Annotated in this window: 18 protein-coding genes and 1 other annotated feature; of the genes, 8 read left to right on the forward strand and 10 right to left on the reverse strand. The window is 43.5% G+C overall.

Features of this window, described 5'->3' with window-relative positions:
- The first annotated feature begins 62 nt into the window (after positions 1 to 62).
- Both LP667_RS14845 and LP667_RS14850 read left to right on the forward strand, forming a co-directional pair.
- Positions 63 to 1979 carry a M13 family metallopeptidase gene (locus LP667_RS14845; RefSeq protein WP_021732233.1) on the forward strand — a complete coding sequence of 639 codons (1917 nt, stop codon included), beginning with the start codon at positions 63 to 65 and terminating at the stop codon, positions 1977 to 1979.
- A 160-nt stretch (positions 1980 to 2139) separates the two neighbouring features.
- Positions 2140 to 2613: a GNAT family N-acetyltransferase gene (locus LP667_RS14850; RefSeq protein WP_021732234.1), complete on the forward strand. Its 474-nt coding sequence runs from the start codon at positions 2140 to 2142 to the stop codon at positions 2611 to 2613.
- Positions 2614 to 2664: 51 nt separating this feature from the next.
- On the opposite strand, the gene LP667_RS14855 is transcribed toward LP667_RS14850, so the two are convergent.
- The 5 genes from LP667_RS14855 to LP667_RS14875 form a co-directional block, all read right to left on the reverse strand.
- Complete coding sequence (locus tag LP667_RS14855) at positions 2665 to 4017, reverse strand: FAD-dependent oxidoreductase (RefSeq protein WP_021732235.1); 1353 nt, start codon at positions 4015 to 4017, stop codon at positions 2665 to 2667.
- Between the two features lie 325 nt (positions 4018 to 4342).
- Positions 4343 to 6493 carry a lectin-like domain-containing protein gene (locus LP667_RS14860; protein ID WP_021732236.1) on the reverse strand — a complete coding sequence of 717 codons (2151 nt, stop codon included), beginning with the start codon at positions 6491 to 6493 and terminating at the stop codon, positions 4343 to 4345.
- A gap of 21 nt (positions 6494 to 6514) precedes the next feature.
- Positions 6515 to 7528, reverse strand: coding sequence for a WxLIP family cell surface protein (locus LP667_RS14865; RefSeq protein ID WP_021732237.1), 1014 nt, complete (start codon positions 7526 to 7528; stop codon positions 6515 to 6517).
- 92 nt (positions 7529 to 7620) lie between these two features.
- The gene (locus LP667_RS14870; protein ID WP_021732238.1) at positions 7621 to 8313 is read right to left on the reverse strand and encodes a WxL domain-containing protein; all 693 of its coding nucleotides are present in this window, start codon (positions 8311 to 8313) and stop codon (positions 7621 to 7623) included.
- A 44-nt stretch (positions 8314 to 8357) separates the two neighbouring features.
- Positions 8358 to 8918 carry a WxL domain-containing protein gene (locus LP667_RS14875; protein ID WP_021732239.1) on the reverse strand — a complete coding sequence of 187 codons (561 nt, stop codon included), beginning with the start codon at positions 8916 to 8918 and terminating at the stop codon, positions 8358 to 8360.
- An 859-nt stretch (positions 8919 to 9777) separates the two neighbouring features.
- Here LP667_RS14875 and LP667_RS14885 point away from each other — a divergent pair.
- Together LP667_RS14885 and LP667_RS14890 are read left to right on the forward strand one after the other, a co-directional pair.
- Positions 9778 to 10553, forward strand: a protein-coding gene (locus tag LP667_RS14885; protein ID WP_121018932.1) for an IS5-like element ISLpl3 family transposase whose coding sequence is annotated in 2 segments (ribosomal slippage) — positions 9778 to 10102 and positions 10102 to 10553 — 777 coding nt in all. Because the reading frame shifts where the segments join, the coding sequence is not laid out codon by codon here.
- Between the two features lie 151 nt (positions 10554 to 10704).
- Entirely contained in the window at positions 10705 to 11292 is a 588-nt protein-coding gene (locus tag LP667_RS14890) for a TetR/AcrR family transcriptional regulator (RefSeq protein WP_021732240.1), read from the forward strand.
- Positions 11293 to 11394: 102 nt separating this feature from the next.
- Here LP667_RS14890 and LP667_RS14895 read toward each other — a convergent pair whose 3' ends face one another.
- From LP667_RS14895 to LP667_RS14905, 3 genes are read right to left on the reverse strand one after another with little or no spacing between them, the layout of a single operon-like run.
- Positions 11395 to 11688 carry a hypothetical protein gene (locus tag LP667_RS14895; RefSeq protein WP_244282786.1) on the reverse strand — a complete coding sequence of 98 codons (294 nt, stop codon included), beginning with the start codon at positions 11686 to 11688 and terminating at the stop codon, positions 11395 to 11397.
- Complete coding sequence (locus LP667_RS14900) at positions 11678 to 13039, reverse strand: vWA domain-containing protein (protein ID WP_021732242.1); 1362 nt, start codon at positions 13037 to 13039, stop codon at positions 11678 to 11680. Before LP667_RS14900 ends, LP667_RS14895 begins: the two co-directional genes overlap by 11 nt.
- 17 nt (positions 13040 to 13056) lie before the next feature.
- Positions 13057 to 14250: an ATP-binding protein gene (locus tag LP667_RS14905; protein WP_021732243.1), complete on the reverse strand. Its 1194-nt coding sequence runs from the start codon at positions 14248 to 14250 to the stop codon at positions 13057 to 13059.
- Between the two features lie 383 nt (positions 14251 to 14633).
- On the opposite strand from LP667_RS14905, the gene LP667_RS14910 reads away from it, so the two are divergent.
- The 3 genes from LP667_RS14910 (at position 14634) to LP667_RS14920 (ending at position 17016) form a co-directional block, all read left to right on the forward strand.
- On the forward strand, positions 14634 to 15284 hold the full coding sequence (locus tag LP667_RS14910; RefSeq protein WP_021732244.1) for an MIP/aquaporin family protein: 651 nt from the start codon (positions 14634 to 14636) through the stop codon (positions 15282 to 15284).
- A gap of 146 nt (positions 15285 to 15430) precedes the next feature.
- Positions 15431 to 16108 carry a helix-turn-helix domain-containing protein gene (locus tag LP667_RS14915; RefSeq protein WP_021730107.1) on the forward strand — a complete coding sequence of 226 codons (678 nt, stop codon included), beginning with the start codon at positions 15431 to 15433 and terminating at the stop codon, positions 16106 to 16108.
- A 23-nt stretch (positions 16109 to 16131) separates the two neighbouring features.
- The gene (locus LP667_RS14920) at positions 16132 to 17016 is read left to right on the forward strand and encodes an IS3 family transposase (RefSeq protein WP_120770892.1); all 885 of its coding nucleotides are present in this window, start codon (positions 16132 to 16134) and stop codon (positions 17014 to 17016) included.
- A gap of 184 nt (positions 17017 to 17200) precedes the next feature.
- Here the strand turns inward: LP667_RS14920 and LP667_RS14925 are convergent, their stop codons facing one another.
- Positions 17201 to 18937 carry an ABC1 kinase family protein gene (locus LP667_RS14925; protein WP_021730065.1) on the reverse strand — a complete coding sequence of 579 codons (1737 nt, stop codon included), beginning with the start codon at positions 18935 to 18937 and terminating at the stop codon, positions 17201 to 17203.
- 145 nt (positions 18938 to 19082) lie between these two features.
- Positions 19083 to 19338 (forward strand) — a binding site (T-box leader).
- A gap of 93 nt (positions 19339 to 19431) precedes the next feature.
- Between LP667_RS14925 and brnQ the strand changes: the two genes are divergently transcribed.
- The gene (brnQ, locus tag LP667_RS14930) at positions 19432 to 20823 is read left to right on the forward strand and encodes a branched-chain amino acid transport system II carrier protein (RefSeq protein ID WP_021730066.1); all 1392 of its coding nucleotides are present in this window, start codon (positions 19432 to 19434) and stop codon (positions 20821 to 20823) included.
- Positions 20824 to 20966: 143 nt separating this feature from the next.
- Here the strand turns inward: brnQ and LP667_RS14935 are convergent, their stop codons facing one another.
- Positions 20967 to 22913 (reverse strand): sugar MFS transporter, encoded by a 1947-nt coding sequence (locus LP667_RS14935; protein WP_021730067.1) that lies wholly within the window; start codon positions 22911 to 22913, stop codon positions 20967 to 20969.
- Positions 22914 to 22926: the final 13 nt, after the last annotated feature.

Raw genomic sequence — 22926 nt, forward strand, 5'->3', positions numbered from 1 at the left:
ACTCAGAATAATCTAAGGTATAATTAACCTAGTATTAGATAATTTATTAGGGAGTGGATTTAATGGCAACCATTAATCAAGCAGCAGTAAAACAAGATCTCTACGACGCCGTCAACGGCGAGTGGCTTAAAACCGCCGTCATTCCGGATGACCATGCTTCAACCGGGGGCTTTATGGACTTAGTTGATGCCATTGAAAAAACATTAATGCATGATTTCGATGCAATGGCTGCGGGGACCGTTGAACCTGACAATCCGCAGCTGGCAGAATTCATCAAGTTTTACCGTTTAGCTAAAGATTTCGAACAGCGTAATGCCAACGGTGCAGCACCAATCCTACCGTGCCTCAAGCAAATTGATAGTTTAAGCGACTTTGCTGACTTACAACAACGGATGCCCGATTGGATCTACGACGGTCTCCCACTACCATTCAGCTTAGATGTTGATGCTGACATGAAGAACACTAAGATCAACGCCCTATTTGCCCAAGCACCTGGCACCATCCTACCCGACAAGACGTACTATGACGAAGGCAACCAATCCGGCCCTAAGTTACTAGCCATTTACGCTAAGATGATGACTGAACTGTTACAAAAAACCGGTTATGATGCGGATGAAGCTCAAAAAATCGTCGATGACACCTTGCAATTTGACCGCTTGATCGTCCCGTGGGTCAAGTCCGCTGAAGAATCTGCTGATTACAGTAAGATGTATAACCCCCGCAAATTTAACGATTTCGTCAATACTAGTCGTTACTTAGACTTAGCAGCCATTACCTATTCAGTCATTGATGGTAATCCTGATCAAGTTATCTTGCCAGAACCCGCCTTCTTTGATCACTTCAACGAAGTAGTCAATCCCGACAATTTTGGTCTAATGAAGAATTGGATGAAGGCCAAGTTAGTCCAACGTTACAGTGGCTACCTCAGTGATGACATGCGGGTCTTAGCAACAACTTACTCTCGGGCATTATCTGGGCAAAAGGAACCCCGGAACCAAGCTAAAAGTGCCTACTATCTAGCTACCGGGACCTTCGATCAGGTCGTTGGCCTCTATTATGGTCACAAATATTTTGGTGAAGCCGCTAAAGCGGATGTCCACCAGATGGTTGAAAAAATGATTGCGGTTTACAAACGACGCTTGCAATCGAACACTTGGCTCAGTGCAGATACCCGGACCAAAGCGATTACTAAGCTTGACAAACTCGGCATTCAAGTGGGCTACCCTGATAAATTAGAAACGATTTACACAAAATTCAAAACCCATACACCAGAACAAGGCGGTAACGTTTTAAGTAACGTGCTGCACTTTAACCGTTTAGCTCGCCAAGACATGTTCTCTAAGTGGGGCAAAGCCACTGACCGGACCCGCTGGGAAATGAGTGCGGACACCGTTAACGCTTACTATCATCCATTTATGAATATCATTGTCTTTCCAGCCGCTATTTTACAAGCCCCATTCTACAGCCTAGAACAGCTTTCCAGCGCCAACTATGGTGGTATTGGTGCCGTTATCGCTCATGAAATCTCCCACGCTTTTGATAATAACGGCGCCTTATTCGATGAGTTCGGCAATCTACACAACTGGTGGACTGAGGAAGACTCCGCACACTTCAAGGAGCTCGCCAAGTCAATGATTAGTGAATTTGACGGCCTTGATTTTGCTGGTGCGAAAGTTAATGGTACGCTAACCGTGTCCGAAAACATCGCTGATGCTGGCGGCTTAAGTTGTGCGGAAGAAGCCGCTAAAGGCGAAGATGATGTTGATCTGAGTGCCTTCTTTACCAACTGGGCAATGGTGTGGCGGATGAAAGCCACGACCGAATACATGCAACTCTTACTTTCAATCGATGTGCACGCTCCTGCTAAACTACGTGCCAACGTTCAACCTAAGAACTTGGATGACTTCTACACCACATTTGACATTCAGCCTGACGATGCTATGTATTTGGCACCGGATAAGCGGGTCAAAATTTGGTAAGCTTGCTTGATTAACAACATGTAAAAAGACTGGCTAGCAGAGTTGTCAAAAACTCGCTAGCCAGTTTTCTTATTTTCATCAGAGCACCATCAGCGCAAGTTAGCGTCAGTTATATTACAATAGTATCAAGTGTTTTTACGTCGGCTTTAAAGGAGAAAATATGTCACAGTTTGAAAAGTATCACCCAATTCTAACCCCCCACTACACGTTTGACTGGTTGACCAAGGCTCGGGTCATTGACGTTTTTAATCTATATCAAACTAGCACCCCCACAGCGACCATGGAAACAACGGCCACGCAGATCAACCACATCATGCGTGAAATCTTTCATGATCGGCAACTTATCTGGGGCGTGACTGATCGCACCACTACTAAATTTGTGGGTCAGGTTGGCTTTACGCCCATTGACACTGCCAACCATACGGGAACGCTCATCATTAATCTCAGGCCAGCTTATCAGCAAGCCACCACGCTAACTGAGATTTTGGAACGATTGGTGGCATTCGGAACCGTTGAATTAAAGTTACAGCAACTCACTTTAAACCTACCACAACAAAATTCAATCATAGAAAAGATTTTGCATAACTTGAACTTTGTCACCCAGGATCATCTAACGTTTAATTATCAGCCATAAGCAAATAGGACGAGCAACCGAAAGTTGGTTACTCGTCCTATTTTAAATTATTTATTCAGTTACTGCTTCAGCTGCGTGTGCAATGGCTGCTTGACCAAGTAAGTTCAAGTAGTTAAATGGCCGATCGTAAATTGGTTGGAAGAACATATCCACAAAGCCAAGGTCATCAATGGTATTGTGATTTTGAATCATCACAGAAATTACGTTGGCTGATTGTGAAACGTCATGTTCACTCATGAATTGCGCACCTAAAATTTCACGCGTCTCCGGATTGTAAACCAATTGCATCAGAACTGGTTTGGTCGTTGGCATAAATTCGGGCCGATAGTTGTCTTCAAAAGTGACAGCCGCTGCTGGCACCTTCTCAGCCTGAGCATGTTCTAAGGTCATTCCAGAAGAAACGATCGTCTGACCAAACAACATTAAGCCAGAAGTGGACTGTGTTCCCATGTATTTACGAGTTGGCTTAAAGATGTTTAAACCAACTAATGTCCCTTGGCGAACTGCATTGGTAGCTAACGGAATATAAGCATCCTTTTGAGTTGGATTGTAGTGAACGGCTACCGAGTCACCGGCACCATAAATATCAGGATCAGAAGTTTGCATGTAATCATTGGTCTTAATTGAACCATTGGCGTTCATGTCAACCTTCCCCTTCAACAAACCAGTATTCGGCCGGAACCCAACACACAGAATGGCCATATCAGCAGTATAACTCCCCTTATCAGTCTTAACAGTCACTTCTTTACCATCATCGCTAAAGCCTTGGACCATTTGATTTAGAGCCATCTTAATTCCATGATCAACAAAGTTTTGTTCAACGCGGTCGGTAAATTCTTTGTCTAAATATTTATTTAAAATTCGTGGTAAGCCATCAATCAAAGTCACTTCTTTGCCTTGCTTTTGGTAGGCTTCTACTAATTCAGTCCCAATGTAGCCCCCACCAATAACGATGACCCGCTTAGCAGGCTTGGCCGCTTCCCATAAATTTTGGGCATGCGTCCAATTCTTACAAAGATAAACATTTGGGCTATCAATACCATCAATTGGTGGAATAACTGGCCACGAACCGGTTGTAACGACTAATTTATCATAATGATCCGTCTTAGATGCGCCAGTCTTTAAATCAGTAACGGTAATTTCATGGTTTTCAGTATCAACATCGGTTACATCATGTTGCATATGAACAGTCGCACCTAACTCAGCTAACTGTTCAGGACTAGAATAAAACAGACCTTGAGGATCGGCAACTTGGCCACCGAGGTACAGGGCAATCCCACAGGATAGGAACGAAACATTGTCATTTCTCTCATAAATCGTTACTTCAGTATCTGGGTTTGACGCTAAAATCTGATTAACGGCAGCAGTGCCAGCATGGGTACAACCAATTACGATAACTTTCATATTTAAACGCGCTCCTTAAATGTGTTTATATTCACAATCATGTTTGTGAAACAAGTATTTGGTGACAATTACATTGTACTAAACTAAAAAGAAAACGCAACCAAAAACACGTTAAAAGTTGCCTTTTTTCATTAATCATTCGATAAGTTAACGCCTTGACTACAGTGTTTATAAGTCGTCAACCCGTTTTGACGTTTAGTTAACTAAGGTCATCAATAAGTCGACTGTCAGCTAAGTACTAATCTAACTTTCATCAAAAAAAAGCTCTCACAAGCATTCACTTGTAAGAGCCATTCTTACTCTTCTCAATACCAACCAGCTAGCACTACTTAGGTGCATCCGTTAACGTCCACGTAATATCACCAGTATAAGAACCAGGCGTAGCACCCGCATTACTCTGATACAAAATACCAGACTTACTTGTCCAAGTGGCTAAAACATCATAATCATCATTATCACTAGTAGTTGTGTGACTATCAATTACGGTGCCAACCGAATTAAGCGTGGTCGTTTTATCACCTTGACGAAAGATCACATCGCCAGGCAATGTTTTGCCACCAGTAGTTTTAAAATTAGTCGCACTAGCTTGTAATTGCCAATTGGAACCTTTCCCACGATTATCACGAACGACCAGTTGCCAATCATCTTCTCGATCCGTTGTTTTAGCTGAACCGTCTAACATTATTGACTTAAAAGTGCTATTCGCGGCCACCGACTTAAACCCTAGATTCCCTCCTGTAACGGTAATCTTAGCCGTTCCGACCGGTGATTCATTTTCATACGGATCTGAGGCCCAAATTTCCAGCCTGTTATCATCGCCAACGTGTAATTGGTCCGCCTTAATCTTGTAATAGAAATACCCTTGTTCATCATCATTGGACATTTGAACCGCCGGCATTTCTTTGCCGTTGACCGTTGGATAAAGTGTCACTTGGTCATTTGACAATTGTTCCGAATCTTCGGCAAATACAATTCCTTTAACCGTGACATCATCACCATTAGCCACCGTATATGGATTATTGAGGATTAAAATACCAATCGGCTGATCAACAGTAATTGTATAATTTGGTGCTTCAGTCGTTGTTTCAAAAATCTTATTCTTAAACGTTGCTGTTGTGGCCGTTGTTTCCTCGTTGACCACCACATTATCAGCAGTTCCACTAAGCGTAATCGTTGCCGTTGCTTGACTAGTCGATAATGCTTTGTCTAGTGTGTAATCCACTTTGGTAGCACCAGCTGTCGGGGCTGTTAACGTTTGTTCACTACCATCTGCGTACGTCACCTTAGCACTGTTAAAGGTAATGTGCTTTGGCAAGTTCAGTTCAGCAGTAATGTTATCCCAATCAAGTTGTCCGCCTTTATAGTTCAGCTGATAATCATACTGAACCTTGCGCTTGGCCTTAACTTGGCTACCTGTCGTGACCTCGCGATTCTTAGTTTTGTCCGTCACCTTAACGGCCGCCTGAGCATCAACTAGATTCGGTGCACTTTCAATTACGACCATATTATTACCAGTATTACTACCAGTGGCTCCCATGAACCCCCAACGAACCAAGCCATCACTACTATTAAATTGGCTAGTATCAAGGCCCACACTCTGAGTAACGCCGCTACCCGTTGCTGATCCATCGGGATTGAGGTCATCAAACGTGTACGTCATCGTTTTGCTGGCCGCCTCCCACTTCATAACCAAATGATGCCACTTACTGTCACCCAACGTCACATTGGTCATTAAATTACCATGGTTCTGCGTAAAGTAATACCGTGTTGTCCAAATCAACCCAGTTAAATCCCAACTTCTAACTGATTGATTAATATACTGGCTAGCTGCACCTGGATAGCCAGTCGCAATATGTTGCTTCTTAATCCCATTATCAAATGCATCACCCTTACCAGCATCACTATAACCCGTTGATGTATTGGTATAGGTATCAAACTCTAAGGCCCAACTATTTTGGATTGCTGTTTTTGCAAATTCCTGTGTATCTTGTAATTTATTGTTGGTGTCAACGCCCCACACACCTAATGTTTCACCAATAATATTTGATGAGCTGACCTTTGCCGAAGCTGATGTTCCACTAGGATCATTTTGTAAGACAAAGGCCATTCCATCACCGGCCTTGCTAGTACTAGTAGATGTTCCCAAATACACCCACATCTTAAAGGTGGCGTCTTTATTTAAATCAAACCGGTTGGCATCATTGGACCAAAAGCCACCTAATTGTTTCTTACCATTAATAATTTGCACAGCTTGAGTATTTGGCGAGCTCGTATTGGTCACATTAGCAATGCTCGCACTGTTAGTGGCCCCGCCACTAAATGTCGCTGGTAACGTAAAGAGTTTGTCCAACTGATTCAAGCCAGATGGTGCCGCTGCCAACGACGCTTCGTCAGCGGCCTGAATGTGGGCGGTCCCGACCCATAACCCCGTTAATGCCATTATTGCAACCAGTATTTGTTTCGGTCCCTTCCACATATTGAAAACTCCTCTCGCTAGTTAATCCTGACGACGGCGATTTTTCAGCAACAACCAGACAATTGCAGCCAGCAAACCAATGATGACAATGCCTAACGCAACAAACCACCAGAAATAGTTTGTTTGTTTTTCCGTAACAGCCGTATCGTTTAATGTCTCAGCTTCTTTGTTCGTAATCGTAAAGTTCTTAGTGAACTGCCATTTGCCCTTATCGGCGGTTGCCGTCAAGTGTAATGTGTATTTACCAGGCTTTAGTTGCTGAGTACCATCACCAATGGCAAAATCGAAATTACTATTAGGAGCCATTGACATATTTTCCTTAGTTGCTGTCAAGACCTTCTTGGATGAACCAGCCTTCGTCACATAACTCTTAATTTTTAGTCCATGCATGATCACTGGCTGAGTATTTTGTAAATTAGCCGTCACGTAATTGCGATAATTACGTTGTTTAGCCTTAACCTGATGCAACTTCATATCAGGTTTAATATTTGTCGGATCTGATTCTTGCAACTGTAAGCCAAGCACATAAGCGTATTGATTATTGATAGCCATCCCACTACTGGACTGTTTGGCCTTAGTACTCAATTCCTGAATAATATTAATCCCACCAAGTGCAATTCCCTTAAACGTCTTTTCTGGAACTGTTAATTTAACCGTCACCTTTTTAGTCGTTTTAGCGGGCACCGTCACCGTCTGAACATCAGACAATGCCGTTTTAATGTTAAACTTCAATGAACGATCCGCTTTCGCCTTAGCCTGACTATAATCAATGATTCCATTCTCATTTGTCACTGCTAGATTGGGAGAAACCGTATAACGATGCTCCTTACTATCATTATTTTTAATATTTAACGTTAAGTTTTGTGTTTGTCCCGGTGTGACTTTTAAATCAAAATATGACACTTTTTGATTGATCTGGTTATCAGGTAGATTAGCCTGAACCGTATAATTTAAATCATCGGCCCTTGCCGTCATCATCAAACCGGCCATAATCATACCCACTACTGCTAACAACTGCCAAAACATTTTTTTCATATGCTTTACCCTTCCTTTTTTCAACGGTAAGTAACGTGCTATGTATGATTGAAGCTGCCATTCTTTACGAGTAGCAGCTTCAGTCAAACCATTCAACTAGGGGCATTCATCAACGACCAAGCTAACGTGCCCGTATAATCGCCGGCAGTCAGTTGGCGATCATAAATCTGAAGTTGTGTTAGTTCACGACCCCGATTCAAAACTACTAACCAAGTTCCTAGACCAGTGTTAGCCTTGGCGGTCACCACATTGTTAGCAACCCCAGCAACTAGTTCATCAGTATTAACAACACTAGGTGCTGTACTAACGTTCCCAGTCCCCGGCCGTAATTGAACGGTCCCCAACTTCAAAGACGTCGTTAATGACTGCTGGTTACTTTGTAACGGGCTGGGCGTTACTTGTAAAGTCCAACCAGCTGCCGATGCGCGCCGATCTGTTATTTGAATCATCGCCCGTTCATTTTGAGCCGTCGTACTGACCGGACCACCGGCAGTTGTAATCGCATTAAATCTAAGATTACTAACAAAATCAATGGTTAAGTTACCCTGCGAACCCGTACCGACTACGTTGCCGTCATCAACCGAATCACCAGGATATGGTTTACTAGGATCATCAGGATCAACCGGGGAAACGGCATTGTCATCATCCGAAGGCGTTAACTTTACTTGCACCTGTGACTGTGTCGTTGCAGCGTGTGTCACCGTCATCCAGCACCAGTTGCTAACGATGAGACAACTGGCTGCCGTCATTAGTAACCGCCCCGTTACCAACAATCCCATTTTCATCGGTCACACCTCAGTTCTCCTCTGACGCATTAATCTAACTTAGATTAACTAGGGGCGTTGCCTAATGTCCATGTCAAGGTTGACTTGTATGCACCAGCCGCGTTACCGGCAGGAATCAAGAGGGAAACTTTGTCAGTCGCATACTTACTAGTAAACTTACCGATCCCTTCGTTAGCCGTAGCAGCCATGATAGCTTGATCACTTTCATTAATCGTTACTTCATTAGCAGTTGCTTTTGACTGGTTACCAGTGTCATCAGCTGTGGCATCGACTTTAGCGAAGGTTAACGTAGCTCCCCGTAGTTCACGCTGGTCAGCCATGAATTTCGTTCCTCGAACTTGCACTGACCAACCGTCCGTGTTCCCCGGGTTAGTTACTTTTAAGTCATTAGTCACAGTGGTCGCATCATAAGTTTTACTGTCATTAATTATTTTCTGTGTTCCAAAGTTGACAGCCGGTATTTCATCTAAGGTAATATCTTTGTTTTCTGGATCTTGCTCCAAAGTAACTGTCGCTTCAGTCGTTTTATCAGCAGCTTGCCCTACTAGCGGGAATCCTGCCATGAGTGTCATGCCTGCAACGAGTGTTCCGATATACTTTTTCATTTTGGTTGCTCCTTTATTGTTTGACGGTTGCGCCACCAGATTAGAATCAATAACATTAATAAACTAAGTCCACATATGCCAATACCGAATAGAAGCCACTGCTGGGTTTCATTCATTTGTGGTAATACACCTTGTAGTGGTCCCCCGATTGTATCAGCTGCTGCATTTGAATTAGACGTGACCGTTAAATGGTAAGTACCAGCTTGTGTATCAGCAGCTACCGGTAACCCGATTATCCGACTAATTCCTAAGGTTAAAAATGTGCTTGCCCAATTAATATGACCACGTCCTTTCCAGAAATCGACTTAAGCTTATCATCGGTTATTAAGTCTTGCTACTAATAGTGAATCGTTGTGAGTAACCCTATCAGCAACGAAAATATATCATGCTTTTGGAATCGCTGTCAATTGATGACGCCCCTTAACCATTAATTAAAATCGCTATTTTAACAGACTTATGAGCCATTTTTAATATTATAGCCAATACAAATATTTTTATATAAACTACTGAAATCAGTTTAACAGCAAGCTTTCCCGCGTTTAACATTCATCGAATTATGGTCGAATGGTTGTTATCCTCAACTAAATAAGTCGTTAACATTATATTATCGTTAAACTTTAATGAGGACTAACATTAGTTAAAAATATTAATAATTATAAATATTAAATCACTATATAAAATCAGAATATCACTGTAACAACGGGCTATTACATTAACTTCTCTTTGTTTTATAAAATTATGTAATCGATTTAATGCTGATATTTTTTACTGGCTTCAAAACTTTAAAATTCTAACTAGGGACTGTCTGAAAACTAAAAATTCAGGTATAATCTGAGGAAAAACGAATCGAGGCATTCCGATGACAACACCTAAACGATACGAACTGGAAGATGCTCAGTGGGACCGAATCAAAGGATACTTCCCGCCATACCGGACTGGCCGTCCATCAAGCCTAGACAACCGTACCGCCCTCAACGCTATCCTCTGGCTCATGCGCAGCGGGGCTCCTTGGCGTGATCTACCTGAACGCTATGGCTCTTGGAAAACGGTGTATAGTCGCTTCCGAGCCTGGGTAAGTTCAGGCTTGTTCGAACAGGTTTTTCTCGAATTGATTGACGATCCCGACATGGAAAACTTGAGCTTAGATTCAACGATCGTTCGAGCGCATCAAAAGGCCACTGGGGCAAAAAAAATGCCGAATGTATGGTCGAAAATCAAGCTATTGGATTAAGTCGAGGTGGCCGAACGACCAAGATTCACGCACTCGTTGACGGATTAGGGAATCCCTTGGGTTTTCGCCTAACAGGTGGTCAAGTACATGATAGCCAAGTTGCCAGTGAGTTGCTGGAAGGCTTCGATATTTCTCAATCAAATATTATCGCGGATAAAGCCTATGGCACCGCGAAACTTCGCCAGTATATTGAAGATAAAGCAGGCGTCTATACCATTCCGCCAAAGGAAAATACCAAAGACAAGTGGACCTATGATTACCACGTTTATTGTGAGCGCCATTTGATTGAGAACTTCTTCAATCAGTTGAAGAACTTTCGTAGGATTGCAACGCGTTATGATAAGCTCGCTCATGTTTATCTGGCTACGGTCTACATTGCCTCAATTTGCATCTTACTTAAGTAGTTTTAAGACGGACCCTAATTAAAATCAGCTTTCAAAACAGTAACAGTCCCCTGATTAAATCGTTTTATCGGTTAATATGCATTTACTAAGTGCTACATTACGCTATGGTATACTTAAAGTACTCATTTTAACCAGAAAGGCGGTTCTAATTTTGCCCGCTAAAAAAACATTCCAAGATGATCAAGTTATCGAAAAAATAATGCATTTATTTTGGCAACAAGGCTATTACCACACATCCATGGACGAAATTGTAACGGTTAGTGGCGTCAAAAAGCAAAGCTTATATAACGCTATTGGGGACAAGCACACCCTTTATTTGCGCAGCCTACAACGATATCACCAACAAACTTTAATGCGTTGTACGCAAGCCATGCAACGTTTAGAACAAGATGGCGCTGCACCTCTGACCATTCTCAGTATGCTATTCAGTCGTGATCTAACGGCGACCGACCAACCAGCAGGTGACCTTATGGCCAACGCGGTCGCAGAATTCGGCACTACTGATGCAGATGTTCAACGGGCGACCAACTGGTTTTATGATGATTACCTGACCTTAATGGCCGCGGTCATCTTAAAGGGTCAAGCTAACAATCAAATCACTGATGAACAATCCAGCATGAGCCTAGCACAGTCGTTACTAGAAGCACGGATTGGCCTACAAACACGCCTCCGTCAAGGTAGCCAGCCTGACATTCAACAACGTCAACAAGCTTGGCTAACTTTTTTAGCTCGACACTAATTGCATCGTTTAAGTCATAAAAACAAGCAAGTTTCTCCAACACCCATGGAGAAACTTGCTTGTTTTTGATTTGATTTGAATTTCAAACGCGGCCGACCAACGTTACAAATACTTTTGTACCAACCATTTTTGCGCCGCGCCAGTGAGATGACTACCATAGTGTTGCCGCAAATGCTGAACGCCCGCATAATGTTCAAACTCAAACGGGCTAGTCAATAATTCACTGGCTAACAACGCTTTCGCAAACCGTAAATCGTCAATGGTAATTTGCTGCCGATAAGCCAGTTCTTCATCCGCCATGATCCGTTGCCATTGATCCGTTAAAATCGCACTAGCCCGTTGATAGCGTCGATCGTGGGTCAGTAAGGATTGCATATCATCCGGTTTAAGTGGCATGCCCATATTGTTCATCTCCTAAATTCAAATTAATCACGCGACCGACAACCGGTCGGACAGATAGCTGATCATCCGTTCGGGATAAAAGCCAAATCACGTTCGTAAATCGATGCGTATCAATATGGCGCTCGCCGCGGCCATCCGTCAAAATCACCACTAAGGTCGTCGCATTAGTCTTATGTTGCGCTGCTAAATCATCAAAGATACTTTGATAAATCGTTCCACCACCACCACGACGCGTAAACCGAATATGCTGTGGGAGCGTCACTTGATAAGTTTGTCCAGGTTGCACGATCGCATCAAACGGCTTGACGGTAATTGTCGTTGAGCACATCCGGGTTAAGGCCGCCACCTGAGCCAGTAATTGTTGGAGCGTCGCATCACTAATAGAGCCTGAATTATCCACATAAACTTGCAAATCTAGCCGCGTATCCCCAATCTGTCCAGGCAATTCCATCCGGGCTGGCTGACGCCGATTGAAACGTGCATGTGACGGCTTCTTGCCACTGGGAATTCGTCCAAGCCCCCGTACCAATAATTGACGCCAATCAATTTGTGCTGGCTGCGCAATTACGGCTAACTGGGATTGGACATTTCCTGCCACTAAACCGCGGCCAGCCTCATTAGTTTGCTGCCAAGCTTCCTCCGCCAACTGTTGCAAGCGAGCCGTTGCCAAATTGGGATTCGTTAATTGCCCTGGGGCCGACCAACTACCTGAATCGTCAATCAATCCCGTTGTCGTTTGCTGGTCGCGCCCTTGAGTAAGCCGTCGTTGCGGCTTATTCGACGTTGACTGCGGTGTCGTCTGCCCCGGTTGTTGACGCTGCTGTGAACGTGATTGTTGCTGTAATAATTTTAAATAACGGCCCGAATCCGCTCGCCGTGGCAATCTTTCTTTAACTAAGGACTGGATGGTCGCTAAACTGACCGCATCCTTAGGCAGTCCGTCGACGTATTGATTAACGGCCAGATCAGTCGCTAGTGTTACCAAACGTGGCTGCTGTTTGACTTGTTCACGATAGCGTAATGGGTGTTGCCAAACAACGTGTAACGCCACGTGCTTTAAACCGGCCTGCAAATAATCAAAACGGACAAATACTTGAGCAATCGCACTGGGTGCGTATTGCAAGACCAGACGGTTATCGAGCCAGGTCAATGCAAACGGTGTCGTTAACGTGGCATTCAATTGTCTTGGTAGGCGGGTCAATAGTTCACCATAAAACTGATCAGTTGCTAGTAATTCAATGACGGCTCGACTGACCATCGTCGTACCGCTTTGGGATAAATCAGCTGCAGGAGCCACCAACATCGCTTGCCGCCACTGTGCGTACTCATTGGCATTGTTAACCATAGCTGTTCACCACCCTTTTACTGATTTGACCAGCTCGCTACTTGCTGCAAGTATTGATATAAAGCCGTAACGTATGGGCTCTGTTTAGCCACATTCGCTGTATATAGTTGTTTCAATAAGTCCCGTTTATGGCCAATCTGTTGAACCAACGCGAACTGACCATCCTGACTAAGCGTTTGTAGTAATTGCATAAAGCGGCCAGCATGCTGGTCATCCGTCAACGGATACGTTGTAGTTAATGCCAAACAACTAGCCAAGACTGTTCGCTTTTGAATCTCATTCATGGCCGTAAATTGCTTGAGAATAGGTGCCGGCACCACTGATCCCACTGGTTGACTGTCATAAATCATTGCTGGTGTTAGATGAATCGCCTGTTGTTCCAAGAATTGCTCGAACACGAGTCCTAGTTCGGTCCCAACATCACCTTGAAAGATATCCAACGCCACAGTTGTCTGTTGATCCGCAGGCAGTTGTTCGATTTCATATAGATTGGCCGAAACACGCGCCCACGCACGTGGTGTTGCTGTTAAATCAGCTTGCATATCAGCTTGATTGAGTCGCGTCACGTCTTCACTAATGAACTGCTGGACTAGTGGATGAATGTTCGGTCGATTCATGCGTTCATCAAGTTGTTGTGCCCAAGCAAGCCAATCCGCCACATCAGCCCGCATAACTAGACGCACGGTTCGATCTTTAATAGCCGCATCGCCAGCAGTCACGCCATAAGTACTACTTTCAAATCCAGTCATACTAGCATCGGGATTTTCGGCAATAATCAACTGTACTTGCTCTGGTAATTTCAACGTATTGATCGTCCGTTGTAATACCAAATTCATTAGTTCACTTTGAACAGCCTGTGTCCCACGGTTGAATTCGTCTAGAAACCATAAAATCGGTTGCTTAGGATGCTGCTCAGCATACTGAATAATTTCAATCAGTGTATGCGCGTAACCAAATTGAACATCCGCTAACTGACCATAACGTTTCGTCTGAATAAATGAATCGCTAGTCAATGGCGGGACTGGAATCGCTAAGTCCCCCTTTTCAGATAAACTGACGACCGTCGTATATAATTGAGCACCCATCTGTTTCGCCACTTCGGCAACTAAGGCCGACTTACCAATGCCGGCTTCCCCGACAATATTCGGCACATTGCCAGCTTTTAAAACAACTGGAACCGCCGTCAACAAAGCTTGATATGATAACGCCATTAATTAAACCTTCCTTCACTGTTTCACGTGAAACAAAATTATTTTGTTTTCAAAACATCAACTTGCTTACCCTAACCATTATAGAACAGAACTCATGATTACTCGCAATCCACGTTTGTCACAACGTTAGGTTACTCGCCAATCATATCAGCCCCTAGTAATAACCACCTATCGAAAACAATTTTTTTATTAGATAAAATATAATCCGCTTTCAATCGTTTTGAAACACTTATATGACAGCATTTATAACGGTAAGCATCAATTAAAATAATTATAAAATTCTTATGAGAAACATTCACAAATCAAGCAAATTCCGCCGTTTTTCCAGTCAGGTATTGTAAAATAGGCTAAGTTAGCAATTATTCAAAAGGGAGTGTGCAACTATGCGCAAGTATCTCGCCGAATTTCTCGGCACATTTATGTTAGTTTTCTTGGGGACTGCAACCGTCGTGATTGCTAAGGGTGACGTCCTCGCTATTGGGTTAGCCTTCGGGTTAGCAATTACCGTTTCCGCCTATGCCTTTGGTGGTATTTCAGGTGGCCACTTTAACCCCGCCGTAACGACTGCGATGTTAATCAACCGTCGCATCGATGCCGCCGATGCCATTGGCTACATCATTGCTCAAATCGTTGGGGCCATCGTTGCTTCCGCAGCGGTCAAATCATTTGTGAGTGCGTTAGGCCTATCCGCAACGTCACTTGGTCAAACTGATTTTCCCAAAATCAGCAGTGGCATGGCCTTCTTTGTCGAAGCATTAGTCACGTTCTTGTTCTTAATGGTTATTTTAAACGTCACTAGTAACGACCACGGTAATGCAGACTTTGCCGGCTTAACGATTGGGGTTACCTTGGCGTTTCTGATCATTGTCGCCCTCAACTTAACGGGTGGTTCTTTGAACCCAGCCCGTTCGATTGGTCCCGCTATCTTTGCCGGTGGTAGTGCTTTATCACACCTCTGGGTCTACATCTTAGCACCAGAAGTCGGCGCGATTTTGGCTGCATTCTGTGCCCGGGTTATGGGTTCAGAAGACTAACTAGCAATAATAATTGCTCTATCAATTCAATAACGGTACATGGTAACAAAAACAGCGCTACGGTGATGATTTGGATATACGGATATACTACCCCTTAGGTACACAGATTAAATAATAAAAAATCTGTGTACCTAAGGGGTTTTTGTATGCGTTCAAATAGAAAGTATTCATTTGATGAAAAGATTAACATTCTTAATCTGATTGATAATAACCATACGGTGCAATCAATTGCCAGGGATCTACAAATAAATAAAAACGTTATTCATCAATGGAAAAGATTGTACGATCTCAATGGAAGTGAAGGCTTAAGGCATCAAAGAAAAAATCGCAGCTATTCTCAAGCATTCAAAGAAAGGATTGTACAGGAACATATCAAAGAAAAGCTGTCTTTTCCAAAATTAGCCACCAAGTATGGTTTGAGTAGCGCCGGGATGGTGTCTAATTGGTTTAGAGATTATACTATTGGAAAGAAAACTTATTCCAATAGAAATCCGAGGAACCGAAAGATGAAAGACGGACGCAAGACAACCCAAATTGAACGCATTGAAATAGCTCAATGGACTATCGCCAACGACTATGCTTACCACGAGGCCGCTAGCCATTTTGAGGTCTCGTATCAACAAGTTTATACCTGGGTCAAGAAGCTAAATAACGGCGGTGTGGACGCTTTAGCCGACCGCCGTGGGAAAAGTAAAGCTACGCCACTTACCGAGTTAGATATCGCTAAACTGAAAATAAAAGAATTAGAAGCTAGAACTAAACATTTGGAAATGGAAAAGGACCTGTCAAAAAAATTGAAAGAGATTCAAAGGAGAGTGAAGTAAGTGGTTGGTCATCAATCGACCGGATCTCAAAATATCAGGCAATTCAAGAACTAGCCGGTAAATATCCCATAAGTTGGTTGTGTCAAGAAGTCGGGATCAAGCGGAGGTCATATTATAAATGGTTGAACCGGACATTAACCGCTAATGAACGACTAAATGATGAGCTAGTTAAATTCATGCTTAAATTAGAAATTAGCCATAATTATATATTTGGTGTTGAAACCTTAGTTATGCACATCAACGAAGAGACTGAGTACCATGTGAATGCCAAACGTATCAGAAGATTAATGCAAGTTAACCATATCAAATCATCGATTCGCATTAGTAAACATGATCGTAAAGCGGAATATAAAGAAATGATGTCAGCCAATATCATCAAGCATGATTTTAATCAGGAAGAATCTAATAAGGTTTGGACAACCGACTGTACTGAATTAAAATACGGTAATCAAAGTCTCAACAAACTACGACTTAGTGCCATCAAGGATTTACACGATCACAGTATCGTTGCCTGGGCGATCGATGATACCGAAACGACAACACTGGTGACAGCAACTGTTAATAAAGCAATGAAAAGTAATGACCTGGCCGCCAACGAATTAATTTTACACACTGACCAAGGTTCGGCCTATACATCATTAGAATTCAATCGGGCCCTTAATAGCTATGGCATTTGCCATAGCATGTCAAGACCGGGGACACCTGGAGACAACGCGCCTATGGAGAGTTTCTGGAGTCATTTAAAAGATGAGGACTTAAGTTTTAAAACCGCATTGACCAAAGAAGAATTACTTCAAAACATTACCAAAGCAATTGACTGGTACAACAACGGTCGACGTCAAAAGTCATTAAAAGGCATGACCCCGACAGAATGTCGAAATCATGCCCTCCGATTTAAAGCATCATAATTTATATTATTTAAACTGTGTACTTGACAGGGTGTAGTGCCATTTTATGGCTTGGAATCATCACCGTAGCGCTGTTTTTTGTGTGTATTTAGCCGTATAGAAGCCCTGCTGCTTGTTAAAATTTTCGCAACGCATAAGCTTATAAGCAGGTCCAAGTTCGCCAAACTAAGCCGTTAACTAACGGTCATTTTCGCCGCCAATGCGTGTACCAAGAATGGAGCGTTCCAATCAACAGTCCAATAATGACGACGACCGCTGAAACGTAGCCAAAGATACCAATATTCGTAATCCAACTGTTATCAGGATGGCTCTGAACTAGTAGTGACGATCCGACAATCAAAGCTGCCAAAATAACGGACAGCACGACCTTATTGACCATCGAATCAATGCGGTCAATAAACATCTTCCGGTGCGCAAAGACAAGGTTGACCCGCGTCTGACCATTTTCAAACGTGTCCAGGGCCGACAACAAGCGTGATGGAATCTTCGGTGCATCACGCAAACTTTGAAGACTGGCCAACATTCCATCTTCCAGTTCGTTGCGCCAATTAAAATTCTCGCGAATATACTTACGAGCAAACGGTCGCGCCACATCCATCATTGATAGCGTTGGATCAAGCGTCTCCACAATTCCTTCAATCGTTCCAAAGGCTTTACCCAACATGGTAACCGCCGGATTCATTTGAATATTATTACTCCGACAGACCTTGACCATTTCAAACAATAAGCCTTGAAAATCAATGTCACCAAGCCCCGAATTATAATACTGACTTAAGAATGGCGCTAGCTCACTAAAAAACGCTTCTTCATCAACCATTCCGGTCCGATTAGAAATCGCTAAGATAGCTTTACCAACTTGGTGTGTATCTTCAGTTGTCACTGCCACCACTACATTGGCAATACCTGACATCAAAGCTGGGCTAATTTCACCCATCATGCCAAAATCTAAATACACTAAGCGATATGGTGGTAACTGTCGCTTACCAATCTTCCCGCCATGCTTAGGAACTGTATCACGATACCCAATATCATCTGGCTGCAACTCCCGCAACAGGATATTACCTGGATGGGGGTCGGCATGGAAAAAGCCGTCTTCAAAAACTTGTTTCAAAAAGTTCTGCACTAAGACGTGGGCTAAATAGCGACGTTCTTCATCATACTGATGATCCCCCGCTTCATCGGCCGCAAGCATTTGCGCCATAAAATGTTGAATCGTCGTTCCCGGCATATACTGGTTAACGAGTACTTTTTGTGTACTATACTTCGCATAAACCCGAGGGACCCGGATAATATCATCCGCATTATTTAATCGATAAAATCGCGAACCATTCTTCACTTCAATGCTGGTATCCAATTCATTGAATAGCGATCGCTTAATTTCACCAACCATCTCTTGCAAATCAACAACCGATGATTCAGGGATATAACGTAACAGTGGTAGCGCTCGCTCAAATAACGAAATATCTAACGCCACCTCAGCATCAATTCCTGGGTGCTGGACCTTCACGACGACTTTTTGCCCATTTAACAACGTGGCATGGTGCGTCTGGCCCATCGACGCTGATGCAAATGGTTGTTCGTCAAATTGAGCGAACATCTCGTTGATTGGTTTACCCGTCTGCCGTTCAATGGTTTGCTTAACCACGCTAAAGTCGTCAGCCCGGACATTATTCTGTAATTTTTTAAACTCGTTAGCAAATTCTGGCTTAACGATATCCGTCCGTGAAGAGAGAATCTGACCAATCTTAATAAACGTTGGTCCCAGTTCTTCAAACGCCGCACGCACCTGGTCCGGATTTTTCTGACGCGCCAAGTTACTCAAAACGTTATAGCGCCGCAAGACACTGACAATCGTCCGAAAACGGGTATGGCGATTCTGATTCACTTGCCATTGGGGCTTTTCCTCATTGTTGTTGGTCATCAGCGAACCCTCCTCACAAATTTTCTTAATACAGCTATTATCCATCTTTATTTACTAATCCGCACTAGCTAACTAACTTTTTTTGAAAAAAGATTGACAAATTCTCATCACGGTTGTAAATTAGAATCACATTAAAAATCGATTAACAAACACATCGATGAACAAAGTAAATCTTCTGGGAATGCTTAGAGAGTGTCAGTTTGGTGCAATGACATCATGACCAGATCGTTGAAAATCAGTTCTGAGTGGCAGTGACGATCTTGACGTTAGTTGCTGTTGGTTGCTCCCATTATTGAGCCGAAGTATCACAAGTGGCCGGCCACTTGCCGTACTTTTTGAGGTGATTCGTCGTAAGACGGTCACAAAGCTAAGGTGGTAACACGTGTTCAAACGTCCTGGTTTCTGAGTCTAACTCAGATATCAGGACGTTTTTTGTTAATCGGAACTTTTATTTAATTACTATTGGATCCATCATAATGAGGAGTGTTGATGATATGTTAAATCGAGTTCAAAAGCGAAACTTAACCAAGCGTGATTATGTCACCTTAAGTTCCATGATCTTTGCCTTATTCTTCGGGGCCGGCAACCTTATCTTCCCACTACACTTAGGCCAGTTAGCGGGCGGCCATTGGGGCACTGCTGCGGTCGGTTTTCTAGTCACGGCGGTCTTATTGCCCTTACTATCTGTTCTAGCTGTCTGTGTCACTAAGTCCAAGGGAGTTTATGACATTGGGAAGCCATTAGGTGCAACTTTCGCCGTTGTCTTTATGGTTCTCATTCATTTTACGATTGGCCCCTTCTTTGGGACACCCCGGACGGCCACCGTATCATTCACCGTTGGTCTGGCACCGTTTTTCCCAGCCAAGTATCAATCACTCGCATTACTGCTATTTTCCGCCGCATTTTTCGGACTCGCCTACTACTTGTCTGTTGAGCAGAGCAAAATTATGGCGCGGGTCGGCAAATTATTAAATCCATTATTTTTGCTATTATTAGTCGCCATCTTCGCCGTAGCTTTCAGCAGTCCGTTAGCTCATGCTGGTAGCACCAGTGCAACTGCTGCCTATCAGACCGCGGGCTTTACCAATGGTTTCTTACAAGGCTACAACACGATGGACGCTTTAGCTGGGTTGGCGTTAGGTGTCACTATCGTTACTGCCGTTAACTTCATGGGCCAAACTGATCCCAACAAGGCCGCTTGGGTGACCGCCCGCGCTGGTTTCTTTTCAATGTCCTTCGAAGGTTTGATTTACGTGCTCTTAATCTTGTTAGGCGCGCAATCGTTAGGTCAATTCAAATTATCCGATAACGGCGGGGTCGCCTTTGATCAAATCGTTAATCACTACATGGGTAGTGTCGGACAAGCCATTTTAGCCGTGTTGATCATTACCACTTGTTTGACCACTGCGATTGGCCTAGTTGCTGCTTTTGCCCAGGACTTTCACAAACACTTCGGCTTCTTGAGTTACAAGGCTTGGTTAAGAATCACATGCTTGGCCTCATTTTTAACCGCTAATGTGGGCTTAAACCAAATCATCGCTTGGTCGACCCCTGTCCTGATGTTCCTTTACCCGTTAGCTATGGCGCTAATCTTCTTATCGATCCTTTCGCCACTCTTCCACAAGTCAAGTATCGTCTACGTTTGGGTCGTTGTCTTCACCGTCGTCCCCGCCGTCTTCGACATGGTTGCTGCTTTCCCCGCCGTTGTTAGCCAAAGTACTTTCGGTCAGGCAATGGCACATGTCCAAAGCTTCTTACCACTTGCCAGCAGCGGGATGGATTGGTTAGTCCCTGCGCTAGTTGGTGCCGTCTTTGGCACAGCCCACTACTTGTTGTTACAGCGGGCAAAGACCAGTACTGGCGTGGAAGTACCGATGAAACGCTAACCGGTATCGTACTTTTTAAACAATTTAATGAATGCTAAATAAGCACTGCCCACTATTTTGTGAGCAGTGCTTATTTGGTACCTCACGTCTAACACGAGCAATTATCGCAATGAGTCGGCGTTGTCATGACCGACAACTCTAATCTATTTGAACGTTACTTTCATTGCTGATTGACCATGCTGTACTTCTGTTGACCAATCTTCAGTGTGCGCTGTAACGCGACCAGGCTGAGTAAAGAAAGTAACAACCACATCGTCATAACCACTCTGTTTGATCAGATCACGATCAAAGGTCATCAGTAAATCACCAGCGTGTACGACTTGCCCATCTTGATAATAGGTCGTAAAGCCAGCACCACGGAGGTTAACCGTCCCAATTCCCACGTGAATAATTGTTTCAAGACCGTCAGCTGACACGATTCCTAACGTATGTTTAGTTGAGAACGTAAACCGAATCGTCCCATCGAATGGCGCATAAAGGCGACCATCACTTGGCCGGATGGCAAAACCAACTCCCGGTAGGCCTTGTGGTTGTGCAGCACTTTTGACATCCGCCAATGCGAGCGGTTGACCGCTTACTGGTGCTAGGATTTCAGTGGTCAGTGTGCCCGTTACAGGCGTTACTGCAACGTCTGCTGTTTCCCCTGTTGCCAATTTGGCCTGTAGCTCTTCAACAATTTCGGCATGTTTCTTTTCGGTAATGGTTACCTTGAAAGTAAAGACTAACAACGACAAGATTGCACATGCTAACGGCAAGTAGAATGCTAAGAGTTCAAACGTATGAATATTACTTGCGGTCATATCGGCAGCCGTTGCACTACCAGTCATACCAGCGATTAACGCAATGGCACCAACGATTCCGTTTGAAAAGGCGCCAGTAATCTTATCTAACATTGGCCGAACAGCTAATACAACCGCTTCATTACGATTACCATTCTTCAATTGGCCATATTCAATAGCGTCCGTCATTGATAACACTGTAACCAACTGTGCAAAGTTAATATTGAAAAGGACTAAGCCGATAATTAACAAGGTCAAATTCGTCTGCGCTACAATAAAAATAATGTAGGCCAGAATCATTGAGCATTGACCGAGTGCAAAGAGCACCTTCCGTGGAATAAAACGATTCAAGATTGGGTATAATGGTGAAGTCACAAAGCCGATTACAGTTGCGACCGCCCCAGCAATCCAAAATTCACCAGGTTTACCAATCACGAATTTAAAAAGATAGAATAGAACCCCGTTGGTTGTCACGTATGCTAATGAATAGAACAAGTAACCCAGACTGACCCACATGATCTGATCATTTTTAATGATGCCCATAAAGACACCTTTAATCGTTGTCTTTTGCTTGGCTGCTTCTCGAATCGCATTATGTTTTTCATTAGTACCAAATGCCACAAACAATGCAGAAATAACCGCTACGATTCCAACAATGATTGAAAATGCTAGCCATCCTTGAGGTCCCTGCGTATGTTTACCAGTTGCGATAAAGGTAAAGTAGGTCGTAATTGGTACAACGACCATTGTCAGGCCGTTCCAGCCAATCGTCCCAGTAAAACTGCCAAGGGCTGTGAAAATCCCCCGGGCATGACTATCTTCACTAATCGCTGGCACCATGCCCCAATATGACACATCGGTCAACGAATAGAAGATATCTAAAATAACAAATAAAATCACGAACACAATTGCAAATAAGATCCAGTTTACCTTTGCTAATCCAAAAATTCCTGAGAAAATAACGACTAACAAGACCGAACTGATAATACTCCCAATGACTTGCCAAGGCTTAAACTTACCCCAACGTGTCTCCGTATTATCAACAATATTGCCTAAGATTGGATCGACAACGACTTCCGCTAAGCGAATTACAACCACCAGTCCTGTGATTAAACCAATCAACCGGTTAGCGATAGCTGGTGCAACACCACTAAACATCCCGCTAGTGACAAAGACGATAAAGTAAGTACTCAACGCACCATAGAATGCCGAGTGACCTAGGTTACCCAAACCAAAGGCAACGCCTTCATTAATTTGATGCCATGATAGCTTTCTCTTGGTTACTGGCTGTTGTTCAACATTTTGTGCCATTAATTTCACCCCA

The sequence above is a fragment of the Lactiplantibacillus paraplantarum genome (assembly GCF_003641145.1).
Taxonomy (GTDB): domain Bacteria; phylum Bacillota; class Bacilli; order Lactobacillales; family Lactobacillaceae; genus Lactiplantibacillus; species Lactiplantibacillus paraplantarum.

Coding starts and splice junctions, on each gene's coding strand:
- LP667_RS14855 (WP_021732235.1), bottom strand. CDS start 4,017: ATGAAAGTTATCGTAATTGGTTGTACCCATGCTGGCACTGCTGCCGTT.
- LP667_RS14925 (WP_021730065.1), bottom strand. CDS start 18,937: ATGACCAACAACAATGAGGAAAAGCCCCAATGGCAAGTGAATCAGAAT.
- LP667_RS14895 (WP_244282786.1), bottom strand. CDS start 11,688: ATGCCACTTAAACCGGATGATATGCAATCCTTACTGACCCACGATCGA.
- LP667_RS14910 (WP_021732244.1), top strand. CDS start 14,634: ATGCGCAAGTATCTCGCCGAATTTCTCGGCACATTTATGTTAGTTTTC.
- LP667_RS14915 (WP_021730107.1), top strand. CDS start 15,431: ATGCGTTCAAATAGAAAGTATTCATTTGATGAAAAGATTAACATTCTT.
- LP667_RS14850 (WP_021732234.1), top strand. CDS start 2,140: ATGTCACAGTTTGAAAAGTATCACCCAATTCTAACCCCCCACTACACG.
- LP667_RS14845 (WP_021732233.1), top strand. CDS start 63: ATGGCAACCATTAATCAAGCAGCAGTAAAACAAGATCTCTACGACGCC.
- LP667_RS14870 (WP_021732238.1), bottom strand. CDS start 8,313: ATGAAAATGGGATTGTTGGTAACGGGGCGGTTACTAATGACGGCAGCC.
- LP667_RS14900 (WP_021732242.1), bottom strand. CDS start 13,039: ATGGTTAACAATGCCAATGAGTACGCACAGTGGCGGCAAGCGATGTTG.
- LP667_RS14935 (WP_021730067.1), bottom strand. CDS start 22,913: ATGGCACAAAATGTTGAACAACAGCCAGTAACCAAGAGAAAGCTATCA.
- LP667_RS14860 (WP_021732236.1), bottom strand. CDS start 6,493: ATGTGGAAGGGACCGAAACAAATACTGGTTGCAATAATGGCATTAACG.
- LP667_RS14905 (WP_021732243.1), bottom strand. CDS start 14,250: ATGGCGTTATCATATCAAGCTTTGTTGACGGCGGTTCCAGTTGTTTTA.
- LP667_RS14875 (WP_021732239.1), bottom strand. CDS start 8,918: ATGAAAAAGTATATCGGAACACTCGTTGCAGGCATGACACTCATGGCA.
- brnQ (WP_021730066.1), top strand. CDS start 19,432: ATGTTAAATCGAGTTCAAAAGCGAAACTTAACCAAGCGTGATTATGTC.
- LP667_RS14865 (WP_021732237.1), bottom strand. CDS start 7,528: ATGAAAAAAATGTTTTGGCAGTTGTTAGCAGTAGTGGGTATGATTATG.